The organism is Streptomyces sp. NPDC102441 (genome assembly GCF_044765585.1).
GTDB lineage: Bacteria > Actinomycetota > Actinomycetes > Streptomycetales > Streptomycetaceae > Streptomyces.
On the sequence record NZ_JBIWKH010000003.1, the window covers coordinates 164,032 to 177,057 of the forward strand.

Here is a 13,026-nt window from a genome sequence, read left to right on the forward strand (position 1 = left end):
CGAGTGCCGTCCAAGGGTCCACTCATCCACCGCGCGACAGACGGGGACGAGTGAGGGCGACCCACGTCCTGGTCGTGCGCCACGACGGGGACGCCCCCTGTTCCTCTCGGTGGCGGGACCGCCTGACCTGCGCAGACGGCCGGATTACTCTGTCCTCTACCACGGGAAGAGGGCGATATGAGCAAGGATGCAAACGCCATCGGCGGACGGAAGCGCAGTCCGCGCGGCCAAGGGGAGCAGCTACGTCGCGAGATCCTGGCCGCGGTGGCACGACTGCTGGACGAGTGGGGCAGCACCGAGAAGCTGACCATGCGCGCGGTGGCACGCGAGGCAGGGGTGGCCGCACCCAGCATCTACCTGCACTTCTCCGACAAGGCGGACCTGGTATGGGCCGCCCTGGAAGACAAGTACGCGGACCTGGCGGCACGGATGCGGACAGCTGACACATGCGCCACGGACGCGGCGGAGCCGGCGAAGGGGCGACTGCTGGCGCAGGCTCGGGCGTACTGCCTGTTCGCGCAGGAGCTACCGGGTCACTACCGCCTGATGTACGAGACTCAGCAGCCGCAGGTCGACGTCTCCCGGCTGCATCTGCATCCTTCCCGCCACATCAGCCAGTCGCTGCGTGAGGGCTTCGCGCAGTGCAGGGCGGCGGGCCATCCCGTCATGATGCCGGACGAGCAGGCTGCGCAGACGCTGTGGGCGAGTCTGCACGGCTCGATCGCCCTGCACCACACACTGATGGTCGAGGGGGCGGGGGCCCTGACCGAGGAACTGGCGTCGGGGCTGATCGACGCGCTGGTTTCGCCGGCGGTGCCGGGCGGCCCGCAGCCCCCGGCGGCCGACACGGAAGCAGCACGGAACATCCGCGCGATCCTCACGGGTGACGCCGCCGAGGAGTAGCGCTTCCGTCACAACATGCTGTCCTGCCAGACAGGTTGACGCAGGTCAGTAGTCGGCAAAATCCCGCGATCCGGATTGCACCACCGATCCGAGGGGGCTAGCGTGCGTAACTGAACTTAGTTAGGTGACAGGGGCACGCATCTGCTCCGCTTCGCCCGACTGCGCGCATCCCAACCCCCCACGGGGCGTGATGGAGGTATTGCTGTGAACATCTCAATCGACTACGACAAGTGCTGCGGCGCCGGACAGTGCGTCCTGGCCGCGCCCGAGGTCTTCGACCAGCGCGACGACGACGGAGTCGTGATCCTTCTCGACACCGACCCGCCCGCCGAGCAGCTCGCGGCGGTCCGCGAGGCGGCGGCGGTCTGCCCCGCAGCGGCCATCGAGGTAGTGGCGTGAGCGTCCCTACCGGCCCGATCGTGGTGGTGGGAGCCTCGGCCGCCGGTCTGAGCGCGGCGGAGGGACTGCGGAGAGGCGGCTACACCGGTCCCCTCACCCTTGTCGGCGACGAACCGCACCACCCCTACGACCGGCCCCCGCTCTCCAAGCAACTGCTCTCCGGGGCCTGGGACGTCGACCGCCTGGCGCTCCGGCAACCCGACGCCCTGGACACACTCGGCCTCGATCTGCGGCTGGGCAGCGCGGCCGTCGCGCTGGACACCCGCCGCCGCGAAGTCGCCCTGGCGGACGGCACGCGGATCGGCTACCAGCATCTGGTGGTGGCCACCGGAGCCCACGCCAGGCGCCTGCCCGGCACCGGGGAACTCACCGGGGTACACACGCTGCGCACCGTGGAGGACGCGCTCGAACTGCGCACCGCGCTCCGGCCGGGGACCAGGCTCGCGATCGTCGGATCCGGCTTCGTGGGTGCGGAAGCAGCTTCTGTCGCACGCGGGTTGGGGTGCGACGTGACCATGGTCACCGACGTGGCCGTGCCGCTGGCCGACAGTCTCGGCGCTGAACTCGGCGCGATGCTGGCCGAGGTACACCGTGAGAAGGGGGTACGGATCGAGCCCGGGGTCCTGGTCCGAGAAGTCCTGCACGACGGTGCCGGCCGCGCGACCGGAGTCCGGCTCGCCGACGACCGCACCGTGGCGGCCGACGCCGTTCTGGTCGGAATCGGCGCCCGCCCGGCCACGGACTGGCTGGAGGGCAGCGGCGTACCGCTCGGCAACGGTGTGCTGTGCGATGCGGCTCTGCATGCCGGCGACGGGGTGTGGGCGGCCGGGGACGTTGCGTGCTGGACCCATCCGATCACCGGCGAGCCCACCCGCATCGAACACCGCACCAACGCCTCCGAGGCAGGTCTCGCGGTCGCCCGGAACATCCTCGCCGGCCCTCAGGGCGCCACTCCCTTCGCACCGGTGCCTTACGTCTGGTCCGACCAGTACGACCTGAAGATCCAGATCTACGGTGCGACACGCGGCGCCGACAGCGTCCGGATCGTGGAGGGCTCGACGGCCACGCGCAAGCTGGTCGCCCTCTACGGCAAGGGCGGCCGGGTCTGTGGTGTGGCGGGAGTCAACATGGTCCGCGCCGTGCGGAGTTGGCGGGCGGCAGTGGTCGCTGCCGAGCCGTTCGACACCGCCGGCACGTCCCCCACCCCGACCGCTGGGAGCGTGTCATGACTACGGAACCGGCCGTGAGGGCCGGGGTGATCGGCCTCGGCATGATCGGCGGCGGCGTCGCCGTCAGCCTGGCCCGCAGCGGCCGGGCACCCGCGGTCCACGACATCCGCCCCGACGCGGCAAGCACTCTGCCCGGCGTACCGGACGTCCTGGGCTCGCCCGCCGAGGTGGCCGCAGCCAGCGACGTGGTGATGGTCGCCGTCGTCAACGCCGAACAGGCACGTGTGGCGATCACCGGCGAGGGCGGGCTCCTCACGACTGCCCGTCCAGGATCCACGGTGGTCCTGCTCTCCACTGTCGCGCTCCCGGTCGTACAGGAGCTGGCGGCGGCCTGCGCCGAACGCGGCGTGGGGTTCCTCGACTGCGGAGTCACCCCGGGCGACAAAGCCGCCGAGCACGGCATGGTTGCCATCGTCGGCGGGGACGCCGCGGTGGTGGAAACCGCCCGTCCCGTGCTGGACGACTGGGCGAAACTCGTCGTCCACTGTGGCCCTTCCGGCACCGGAATGGCCACCAAGATCGCGCGTAACGTGGTGACGTACGGGACATGGCGCACGGTCCACGAGGCGGCGGCACTCGCCTCCGCAGCGGGCGTCGCCCCCAACCGGCTGGCCGAGGTGATCCAAGCGGCCGATCCGGAGGGACACACCCTGCTGCAGCTGCTCGGAATGCGCGGCAAGGACGGGAAGCTTCCAGAAACGGTCGGCGGGCAGATCACGCCGCTGATGACCAAGGATCTGGACGCCGCCCTGGACCTCGCGGCAACCCTCGGGGTCTCCGTACCCGCCGTAGCGGTCGCACGGGAAGGGGCCGCGGAGACACTGGATCTCCCCCGGGCCGAGCCGGTCGCACCCGAGGACTCGGACGACCCCTACCGGCGCGGCCTGGAACTGATGGACCGAGTCTACGGTCCGGGGTTCAGCGACACCATGCCGAAGGCTCCGACCGGCGATCCCTTCACCGACGCCACCGTCAGCCATCTGTTCGGCGAGGTGTGGTCGCGTCCCGCCCTGTCGGTGCGCGACCGGCGCCTGCTGGTACTGGGCGCCACCGCCGCTCTGGGGCGTAGCGACCTGATCCGGATACAGACCGAGGGCGCGCTGATCAACGGCGAACTCGACACAAGCCAACTCAGGGAAGCTGTACTGCATCTGGCGCTGTACGTCGGCTGGGGCAACGCCTCGTCCGTCTGGACCGGCGTCGAGGAAGCCATCACGGCTCAGACCGGCACCCCGCCACAGAACTGACCCGGGCGGCCGGCTCCGACCGGTCGCCCCGACACCCTCTTCCGCCACAACAGCCCCGAGGCGGCACGGACAACTCCCCCGGCCCCGCCCCGGTGCTCACACCCACACCCACACTCGCACGGTTCCGTACGCCGGAATCCGACGCACTGGAGGCCCCATGACTCCCCGGACGGCCAACGCTCTGCCCGCCATGCCCGTCGCTCGTACCGCGCTGCTCGACCCGCCGGCCGAGTACACCGCCCTGCGCGAGGACCAGCCCATCCTCAAGGTCCGTTTCCCCAATGGCACTTCGGGCTGGCTGGTGACCCGCTTCGAGGAGGGCAGCGAGGTCTTCGGCCACCCGAAGCTGTCCGCCCGCCGCCCCCGACACGACACCCCGGAGGGTGAGGCGTCCGAGGCGGGCGAGGACGCCCCGTTCAACCCCACGTTCGTGATGATGGACGAGCCCGACCACAGCCAGTACCGGCGGCTGCTGTCCGGGCGGTTCACACCCAAGTCGGTGGCACAGAAGCTCCAGCCCTACATCGACCGGATCGTGGACGAGCACCTGGACGCGATCGAGGCCGGGCCGGCCACCTTCGACCTGATCCAGGCACTCGCCCTGCCGATCCCCTGCCTGGTCATCTGCGAACTGCTCGGCGTGCCGTACGCGGACCGCGACGGGTTCCACGAAGCCACCGAGCAGCTCATGGACATGAGCAGGCCCCGCGCGGAGCGGGACGCGGGCGCGCACTGGCTCATCGACTACATCACCAAGCTCGTCGCCGAGAAGCGCCGCACCGGGGTGTCCGACGGAATCCTGTCCGAACTCATCGGGCACGCCGACGCCGAGGACGGTTTCCTGACCGACGACGAGGTCATCGGAATGGGGGTCCTGCTGCTGTTCGCCGGGCACGACACCACCGCCAGCATGCTCGGCCTCTCCTCACTGACCCTCCTCACCCACCCCGAACAGCGGGCCGACCTGGTCGAGCACCCGGAGAAGGCGGGCCCCGCGGTCGAAGAACTGCTGCGCTACCTCACCATCGTGCAGTTCGGCCTCGGCCGGGTGGCGCTGGAGGACGTGGAGATCGCCGGGCAGTCCATCGCCGCCGGCGACCTCGTCGTCGTGGCGATGCCCGCTGCCAACCGTGACCCGAGGATCTTCACCGACCCCGACATCCCGGACTTCGACCGCAAGATGACCCGCCACCTGGCCTTCGGCTACGGCGTCCACCAGTGCCTGGGCCAGAACGTCGCCCGCGCCGAACTGAAAACGGTGCTGCCCCGGCTGTTCACCCGCTTCCCCGACCTGCGGCTGGCAGTCCCGGTCGACGAGGTACCGATGGACGTCCTCGGCACCAACTACGCGGTGAAGAAGCTCATGGTCACCCGCTGACACCCATCGCGCCGACGGCGCCCCGACCCCTGCGGACACGCACGGGCCGGGGCGCCGTCGGCGTCAGGAAGCCGTTCGAGCCGCCCGCGTACGGTGGGGTATCCGCCGGCCGGCCCTCAGCGGGCCTGCGCCGTGGACTCCCGCACGATCAGCTGGGGAGGGACCACTGTGGGCACCGGCGGGATCTCCTCCTCGCCGAGCTGCTGGAGCAGACTCAGCGCGGCGACCCGGCCGAGCCTCTCCAGGTCCTGCCGGATGGTGGTCAGACGTGGATGCATCAGCTGACCGATGGGCAGGTCGTCATGGCCGATGACGGACAGGTCGCCGGGGACGTCCCGGCCCGCGCGACGGGCCGCGGAGATTCCCGCGAGCGCCATCATGTCGTTGGCGAAGACGATCGCGGTCGGGGCGTTCTCGGCTCGCAGGGCCTGCTCGACGACCTGGTCGGTGGTGTGGGCCGCGAAGTCCGAGGTCAGCATGTGGCTGGGGAACAGTCCGTGGCGCTCCAGCGTCTCGGTGAAGACCAGCCGGCGATGGCCGGTGTGCACACGGTCCTCGGGCCCGGAGACGTAGGCGACACGCCGGTGACCGAGCGCCACCAGGTGCTCGACGGCGTCCTTCATGCCCTGGTCCTGGTCGGCGGCCTGCACCGTGGGGATCGGATCCTGCTGCCACGGCGTGCCGACCAGGACGGCGGGCAGCCGAAGACCGCGCAGCAGTGAGAACCGGTGGTCGTTGATGCGGCTCTCGGTGAGGATCACCCCGTCGACGCGCCGCTCGTCGGCCAGCCGACGGTAGGCGCGTTCCTCGGCCGCGGAGTGCTCTCCGACGATGTGCAGGAGAAGGCCGTAGTCGCGCGGCGCGAGTTCGCTCTCGATGCCCGCGATCAGCAGCGCGAAGTGCGGGTCGGTGTTGAGGACGTCCGGGGCGCGGCTCGCGACCATGCCGATGGCCCGGGTCTTCGCGCCGCGCAGGGCGACCGCCGCGGCCGACGGGGACCACTTCAGCTGGCTGACGGCCCAGAGCACCCGTTCGCGGGTGGGTTCGGGGAACGATCCCTTGCCGTTGACGATCTTCGAGACGGCGGAGACCGAGACACCTGCCAGCGCCGCGACATCGCTGATCGTCGTGCGGTTGCTCTTGCGCTGGGCCACGTTCGTCCTTGTCGCCGCGAGCGGCGAGTGCCCCTTCCCCACTAGACCTTCACCGCGCCGCCCATCAGGGCCCCCTCCATACGCCGTTGCAGAACGGCGTACACGGCATACACGGGAATGAGAGTGACCACCGTACCAGCCGAGAGCACCCCGAAATCCGTGGACAGCGAGGAACGGAGAGTCGGCACCGCGACCTGGATGGTGCGCTGGGCCTGGTCCGGCCCGATGATCACGAGCGAGTAGAGGTATTCGTTCCAGAAGGCCAGAAAACTCAGGATGAGCACGGTGACGATGCCCGGCACCACCATGGGCAGGTATATGCGGACCAGGACCGTCCAGTTGCCGGCACCGTCCATCCGGGCGGCCTCCTCCACCTCGTCGGGCACGGTACGCATGAACTGGGTCAGCAGCACCACGGCCAGCGGCAGCTGGGTGGCGGGCAGGAACAGGATGATGAAGGTACGTGTATGGAAGAGACCCAGTTGCGCGGCGAGGAGGAAAGTGGGGACGAGGGCTGCAAAGGTGGGGATCAGGAAGCCGAGCGAGAAGGCGCGCTCGATTGCGGTGGCGACCTTCCCCTTGGCACGGGCCAGCGCATAGGAGGCGGGAATCGCCAGGATGAGCACCACGGCCAGCGAACACAGCGTGACGATCAGCGAGTTGATGATGGCCAGGTCAAGACGCGCGTCATGGATCGATGTGGAGAACTTGGTGAGGGACAGCGAGTCGGGCAGCCCGAGCGGATCCGAGAAGATCTCGTCGTTGTCCTTGAAGGAGGACACCAGCAGGTAATAAAGGGGCAGCAGCAGCACGAGGGCGTAGCCCCAGGCACCGGCGTAGGCGGCGACTCGTCCGACGCCGGGACGACGGCGGGTTCGGCTCATGGAGTGAAAGGCCATGGCTGTGGGTCCTTTTCCAGGGGGGCGGATCGGAGGCGGGCGGGGGCGACGCGCGGCGTCAGTAGGGCTGGCGGAAGATCCGGCGGATGACGAGCATGCCGACCAGCCCGACCGCGAACAGCAGTACTCCCGCGGCCTGGCTGTAGCCCAGGTCGGACTGGACGAAGGCCTTCTGATAGACGAGGAAGGAGAGGTTGGTGGAGCTGTTGCCAGGACCGCCCTGGGTGAGCAGCAGCACGTTCTGGGCGGAGGTGAACAGCGTCCACAGGAACTGCAGCATCACCGTCACACCGACGTAGTCACGCACCATCGGCAAGGCGATCTGCCACATGCGCCGCCAGTGTCCGGCGCCGTCGAGCTCGGCGGCCTCGTAGACGGAGGCGGGCAGTGCGTCCAGGCGGGCGGCGTAGAGGGTGGCGGTGTAGCCGATGCCGCTCCAGACGTCGATGGCGATGATGCAGCCGAACGCGGTGGAGGTGTCGGCGATCCAGGCGTGTTGCAGGGAGTCGAGACCGATGCCGGACAGCAGTTTGTTGATCATGCCGTTGGGCGCGAACATGCCCCAGAAGATCATGGCCTTGGCAGAGGCGGAGATCAGCGCCGGAGTGAAGACGATGACCTTCAGAACCCGGTGCCCGCGCGGCCTGGTGGAGATGAAGTAGCCGAGCATGAACGCGCCGAGGATCATCACGGGGACGGCGACGACCAGCTGGACGACGCTGTTGAGCGCCGAGTCCCAGAACAGGGTGTCGGTCAGGACCGCGCGGTAGTTGTCCAGTCCGGCGAAGCCGACCTCGGCGAGCATGCCGGGCCAGCGCAGGACCGAGATCACGAAGATCGCGCCGATCGGGCCGATCATGAAGACGCCGTACCAGAGCAGGGCCGGCACGGCCATCACGGTGACACGAGGGGTGCGACTCGGGGTGCGAAGCACGCCGGAGGCCGGCGCAGGCGTTGTGGTGGACATCGTTGTCGTGGCCATCGTGACCCTCCGGTCAGCTGCGGTAGGCGGTGTCGAGGGCCTTGCACATGGCGTCGGCGCTGGTACCGGGGGTGTAGGCGATGGACGTGGCGCGATTGAGCGGTGTGGAGACCGCCGCGGGCACGTAGTTGTCGGGCATGACGACCTCGCTGACGCCGTCGCTGTGCGAGACGTCGACGGAGCGGCCGACCAGGGGAAGCTGCGAGGAGGGGCGCTGACCGCGCATGTTCATCACGTATCCGGACCGGTCGATGAACTTCTGGACGATGTCCTTGCGGTAGAGGAACTTCACGAACTTCTCGCTGAGCCCCAGCTTCTGTGTCCCGTTGGGGGTGACCCAGATCCCGGTGGAGGTCGCGCCGTTGTAAAGCGTGGGCTTGTCGTAGGTGCCGTCGGCCGGGGCGGGAAGGCCGGTGACCTCGGTGTGCTCGGCGACGGCCGGGGGGACGGCGGCGATCGTGGAGGAGAGCGCGGGCATCATGGCCGCACGCTGCTCGAAGTAGTCCGCGTTCATCTGGTCGGCGCCCAGGCCCTGGGCGCCCTTGACGAACAGTCCGGCGTCACGCAGGCCGGCGAAGAGCTCCAGCCCCTTCATGGCCTGGGGTTCGGCGCAGTAGCCGCCTTCGCTGAACACCCGCCGGGCGACGTCCGGCCGGAGATAGCCCTGCATGACCTGCATCAGGAACTTCTGCCCCGACCAGTCGTTCCCGCCGATGGTCATGGGCGGGATCTTCTTCGACTTGAGCGCGCGCACCGTGTCCATCAGGTCGTCCATGGTTCGCGGCGGATGGCTGACACCCGCTTTGCGCAGCAACTCGGTGTTGACCAGGACCGGCCAGGTGAAGCCCATCCACGGGAAGGCCCGGAGCCGCCCCTTGTCGTCCGACCACGCCTTCACCGCCTCGGGCTGCACCCGGCCGGTCAGCCCCCAGTCCTTGAGGTAGCTGTTGACCGGCGGGGTGGCGTCGAGGTCCGTCCAGGAGAAGGACTTGTCGTAGAGGTTGACGAGCAGCACGTCCGCCTCCTTGTCGGCGAGGCGGGCCGTCTCGAAGGAGTTGAAGATGTCGTCGCCGCTGTACAGGTTCTTGATGTGGATCCCGGGGTTCTCCCGCTCGAACTGCTTCACCACCGAGGCGTAGACGTCCGCTCCCTGGGTCCCGGCGGAGAGCCGGCTGTGCACGACGAGGGTCCGCGGATCGTCGGTCTTGGGATCGAGGGGTCCTGCGCACGAAGCCACCAGGACGGTCGCGGCAGCGGTCGCCGCCGCGACAGTCAGCCTTCGTTTCATCGGCGCTCCTGTCCGTCACCGCCCCACACTGGGCGGGAAAACGATTTACTTGAGATTGCGCCGGACCTTAACAGCACTGTCACGAGCTGGCAATGACTCGACAGTTGGTCAGTCAATCGATATACCTGTGGGGATCGATCCACTTCGACGGACAGGGCATCCATGCATCGCAACGCATCCAAACTCGGCCCGGCCGACGACCCCACGATCTGGGTCGGCGTCAACTTCTGGTCCCGGACCGGCGGTCCACTGATGTGGCGCTCCTACGACGGCGCGGTCATCGACGAGGAACTGCGGACCCTGCGGGACCACGGCATCACCCTCACCCGGAGCTTTCTGTACTGGCCCGACTTCATGCCAGAGCCCGACCGCCTCGACCCCGTGATGCTGGAGCGCTTCGACGACTTCCTGGAGCGGCACAGCGCACTGGGCATGACGACCGTCCCGACGTTCATCGTGGGACACATGTCGGGCCAGAACTGGGATCCCGTCTGGCGCGAGGGACGCGACGTGTTCGCCGACGAGTGGTTCGTCGAGCGGCAGGCCTGGTACGTCAGCGAGTGCGCGGCCCGCTGGAAGGATCACGCAGCCGTCGCCGGGTGGCTGCTGTCCAACGAGATCCCCATCTACGCCGACTGGCGCTCCCGCGGGATCGGCACCGTGGACCACCGGCACGTCACCGCGTGGGCGGACACCCTGATCGGTGCGCTGCGGGCGGCCGGCGCGCACCAGCCCGTCTCGGTCGGCGACGGCGCCTGGGGTGTGGAGATGACCGGGGCCGACAACGGCTTCCGGGGGCGCGACCTGGAGCCGCTGATCGACTTCCACGGCCCGCACGTGTACCGCATGGAGAACGATCCGGTACGTCAGAATCTCGGCGCGGCCTTCACCTGCGAGCTCCTCGACCTGGGCGGCAAGCCGGTGATCATGGAGGAGTTCGGGGTGACGTCCGACTACACCTCCGAGGAGCACGCCGCCCACTACTACCGGCAGATCCTGCACAACACGCTGCTGGCCGGCGCGACGGGCTGGATCCCGTGGAACAACACCGACTACGACGCGCTGGAGGACCAGGAGCCCTACAGCCACCACCCCTTCGAGATGCACTTCGGACTCACCGACGACCGGGGCCGGCCCAAGGAACAGCTGCGCGAGGTCAAGAGGTTCACGGAGGTCCTCCGGAGCACCGACTTCGCCCGGCTGACCCGCCCCGACTCCGGCGTCACCCTGGTCGTCTCCTCGTTCCTGGAGAAGATGTACCCGTTCACCCAGCCCGATGACGCCGCAGCCGTCCTGTCGGTGACCCGCCAGGCCTACGTGGCCGCCCGGGAGGCCGACCTGCCGGTGGGAGTGGCCCGGGAGGCGGCCGGGCTGCCCGCCGACAGCGCGCTGTATCTGCTGCCGAGCGCCAAGCAGCTCACCGCACCCGGCTGGCGCACCCTGCGAGAGGAGGCCGCGCGGGGCGCGACCGTATACGCGTCCTACTTCGTCGGCACGCATCAGACCCAGCGCGGATCCTGGTGGCCGAAGCTGGACGAGACCTTCGGTGTCACCAAGCAGCTGCGCTACGGCCTCACCGACACCATCGAGGACGACCAGCTGCGCATGACCTTCCTGGAGGACTTCGGCACCCTCACGGCCGGTGAGGAGCTGGTCTTCCCCGTGGGCGGCACCGAGCACTCCCGCACCTATCTGCCGGTGGTGCCGGACGGTGCCGAGGTCGTGGCCACCGACGGGCACGGCCGGCCTGCGCTGCTGCGGCACCGGGTCGGATCGGGTCAGATGATCCTCTGCACCTACCCGTTGGAGCACATGGCCGCCGTCACGGCCGCGGTCAACCCGGAGCCCACCTGGCGGCTCTACGCGGCGCTGGCCGCGGAGGCGGGTGTCACACCCGTGGTGACCGTGGCCGACGGGAGGGTGGTGACCGGCGAGATGGCGCACCCCGACGGACACTCCTTCGTCTGGTTCGTCAGCCAGCACCCCGGCGACCTGACCGTCCGCCCCGAGGTACGCGAGGGGAAGCTCACCGGCCTGGACGGCGGGGAGCTCGACGAGGTATCACTCACCCCCTACGGCGTCGTCGTGGCCAGGCGGGAGCCGTGACGACGCACCGCCCACGCATGCCTGCCCCGCACGTCATCGAGGAGCACCCATGAAGATCATCTCCGCGGACACCGTCGTCACCAGCCCCGACCGGAACTTCGTGACCCTTCGCATCACCACCGACGACGGGCTGACCGGCCTCGGCGACGCCACGCTCAACGGCCGTGAGCTGGCTGTCGACACCTACCTGCGCGAACACGTCGCCCCCTTGCTCATCGGCCGCGACGCGAGTGCGATCGAGGACACCTGGCAGTACCTGTACCGGGGCGCCTACTGGCGGCGCGGACCCGTCACCATGGCCGCCGTCGCCGCCGTCGACACCGCCCTGTGGGACATCAAGGCCAAGGCCGCCGGAATGCCGCTCTACCAGCTGCTCGGCGGCGCGTCCCGCACCGGGGCACTGGCCTACGGGCATGCCTCCGGGCGCGACATCCCCGAACTCCTGGACTCGGTCCGCGCACACCTGGCGGACGGCTACCGCGCCATTCGCGTGCAGAGCGGCATCCCTGGCCTGGACTCCGTCTACGGCGTGGCCGCCTCCGCCGCCGGCGGCGGTGAACGCTACGACTACGAACCGGCCCGCCGCAGCGGCTCCGGCCACGCCCGTCCCACCGAGGAGGTCTGGGACACCCGCGCCTATCTGCGCCACATGCCCACCGTCTTCGAGGCCGTGCGCCACGAGTTCGGGCCCGAACTGCCGCTGCTGCACGACGGGCACCACCGGATGACCCCGATCCAGGCTGCCCGGCTCGGCAAGGACCTGGAGCCGTACGACCTGTTCTGGCTGGAGGACGCCACACCGGGCGAGGACCAGGCCGCACTGCGGCTGATCCGCCGGCACACCACCACCCCGCTGGCCATCGGCGAGGTGTTCAACTCGGTCCACGACTACACCACGCTGCTTCACGACCGGCTCATCGACTACGTACGTTCGGCGGTGACCCATACCGGCGGCATCACCGCGATGCGCAGACTCCTCGACCTGGCCGCCGTCTACGGCGTCAAATCCGGGATGCACGGCCCCACCGACATCTCCCCCGTCGGCATGGCCGCGGCACTCCATCTGGACCTGGCCGTGCACAACTTCGGCATCCAGGAGTACATGCGCCACTCCCCCCGCACCCTGGAGGTCTTCCGGACCTCCTACCGGTTCGAGGGCGGCCTGCTGCACCCCGGTGAACAGCCGGGGCTCGGCGTGGAGCTGGACGACCGGGCCGCTGCCCGGTTCCCCTACGAACCGGCGTACCTCCCGGTCAACCGCCTCACGGACGGGACCGTGCACGACTGGTGAGGGCCTGGGTGCGGCCTGGCCGGCCTCCGGAGCAGCGCTCCGGGGGCCCCGGCCGGGCCGTTCTCTTCGGGCTGCGTGACGGCAGGGTGGACGTCGCCTTAGGCGTCAAGTGGGCTGAAGTCGACGTCGAGGTGCTGCCGTGAACGCCGG

Annotated in this window: 11 protein-coding genes; 7 read left to right on the top strand and 4 right to left on the bottom strand. The window is 69.4% G+C overall.

Going from position 1 to position 13,026, the window contains the following annotated elements; genetic code table 11:
• The first annotated feature begins 177 nt into the window (after positions 1-177).
• From ACIREO_RS07000 to ACIREO_RS07020, 5 genes are all read left to right on the top strand, one after another.
• Complete coding sequence (locus tag ACIREO_RS07000; RefSeq protein WP_404106166.1) at positions 178-903, top strand: TetR/AcrR family transcriptional regulator; 726 nt, start codon at positions 178-180, stop codon at positions 901-903.
• 204 nt (positions 904-1,107) lie between these two features.
• Entirely contained in the window at positions 1,108-1,302 is a 195-nt protein-coding gene (locus ACIREO_RS07005) for a ferredoxin (protein WP_404106168.1), read from the top strand.
• Entirely contained in the window at positions 1,299-2,531 is a 1,233-nt protein-coding gene (locus tag ACIREO_RS07010; RefSeq protein WP_404106171.1) for an NAD(P)/FAD-dependent oxidoreductase, read from the top strand. Before ACIREO_RS07005 ends, ACIREO_RS07010 begins: the two co-directional genes overlap by 4 nt.
• Complete coding sequence (locus tag ACIREO_RS07015) at positions 2,528-3,778, top strand: NAD(P)-binding domain-containing protein (protein WP_404106173.1); 1,251 nt, start codon at positions 2,528-2,530, stop codon at positions 3,776-3,778. The genes ACIREO_RS07010 and ACIREO_RS07015 overlap by 4 nt, the downstream gene beginning before the upstream one ends.
• A 157-nt stretch (positions 3,779-3,935) precedes the next feature.
• Positions 3,936-5,156 (top strand): cytochrome P450, encoded by a 1,221-nt coding sequence (locus tag ACIREO_RS07020; RefSeq protein WP_404106176.1) that lies wholly within the window; start codon positions 3,936-3,938, stop codon positions 5,154-5,156.
• A gap of 116 nt (positions 5,157-5,272) precedes the next feature.
• Here ACIREO_RS07020 and ACIREO_RS07025 read toward each other — a convergent pair whose 3' ends face one another.
• Genes ACIREO_RS07025 through ACIREO_RS07040 form a run of 4 tightly spaced genes read right to left on the bottom strand, consistent with a single transcriptional unit; the run spans position 5,273 to position 9,479 of the window.
• Positions 5,273-6,310 carry a LacI family DNA-binding transcriptional regulator gene (locus tag ACIREO_RS07025; protein ID WP_404106178.1) on the bottom strand — a complete coding sequence of 346 codons (1,038 nt, stop codon included), beginning with the start codon at positions 6,308-6,310 and terminating at the stop codon, positions 5,273-5,275.
• Positions 6,311-6,351: 41 nt separating this feature from the next.
• A complete protein-coding gene (locus tag ACIREO_RS07030) occupies positions 6,352-7,209 on the bottom strand; it encodes a carbohydrate ABC transporter permease (RefSeq protein ID WP_404106180.1) in 858 nt (285 codons plus the stop codon).
• A gap of 58 nt (positions 7,210-7,267) precedes the next feature.
• A complete protein-coding gene (locus ACIREO_RS07035) occupies positions 7,268-8,191 on the bottom strand; it encodes a carbohydrate ABC transporter permease (protein ID WP_404106183.1) in 924 nt (307 codons plus the stop codon).
• Between the two features lie 13 nt (positions 8,192-8,204).
• A complete protein-coding gene (locus ACIREO_RS07040) occupies positions 8,205-9,479 on the bottom strand; it encodes an ABC transporter substrate-binding protein (protein WP_404106185.1) in 1,275 nt (424 codons plus the stop codon).
• A gap of 162 nt (positions 9,480-9,641) precedes the next feature.
• Here ACIREO_RS07040 and ACIREO_RS07045 point away from each other — a divergent pair, with 162 nt between their 5' ends.
• Positions 9,642-11,585 carry a cellulase family glycosylhydrolase gene (locus tag ACIREO_RS07045; protein WP_404106188.1) on the top strand — a complete coding sequence of 648 codons (1,944 nt, stop codon included), beginning with the start codon at positions 9,642-9,644 and terminating at the stop codon, positions 11,583-11,585.
• 49 nt (positions 11,586-11,634) lie between these two features.
• Positions 11,635-12,876, top strand: coding sequence for a D-mannonate dehydratase ManD (gene manD / locus ACIREO_RS07050; RefSeq protein WP_404106191.1), 1,242 nt, complete (start codon positions 11,635-11,637; stop codon positions 12,874-12,876).
• The last annotated feature ends 150 nt before the right edge of the window (positions 12,877-13,026 follow it).

Coding starts and splice junctions, on each gene's coding strand:
- ACIREO_RS07020 (WP_404106176.1), top strand. CDS start 3,936: ATGACTCCCCGGACGGCCAACGCTCTGCCCGCCATGCCCGTCGCTCGT.
- ACIREO_RS07000 (WP_404106166.1), top strand. CDS start 178: ATGAGCAAGGATGCAAACGCCATCGGCGGACGGAAGCGCAGTCCGCGC.
- manD (WP_404106191.1), top strand. CDS start 11,635: ATGAAGATCATCTCCGCGGACACCGTCGTCACCAGCCCCGACCGGAAC.
- ACIREO_RS07045 (WP_404106188.1), top strand. CDS start 9,642: ATGCATCGCAACGCATCCAAACTCGGCCCGGCCGACGACCCCACGATC.
- ACIREO_RS07040 (WP_404106185.1), bottom strand. CDS start 9,479: ATGAAACGAAGGCTGACTGTCGCGGCGGCGACCGCTGCCGCGACCGTC.
- ACIREO_RS07035 (WP_404106183.1), bottom strand. CDS start 8,191: ATGGCCACGACAACGATGTCCACCACAACGCCTGCGCCGGCCTCCGGC.
- ACIREO_RS07015 (WP_404106173.1), top strand. CDS start 2,528: ATGACTACGGAACCGGCCGTGAGGGCCGGGGTGATCGGCCTCGGCATG.
- ACIREO_RS07030 (WP_404106180.1), bottom strand. CDS start 7,209: ATGGCCTTTCACTCCATGAGCCGAACCCGCCGTCGTCCCGGCGTCGGA.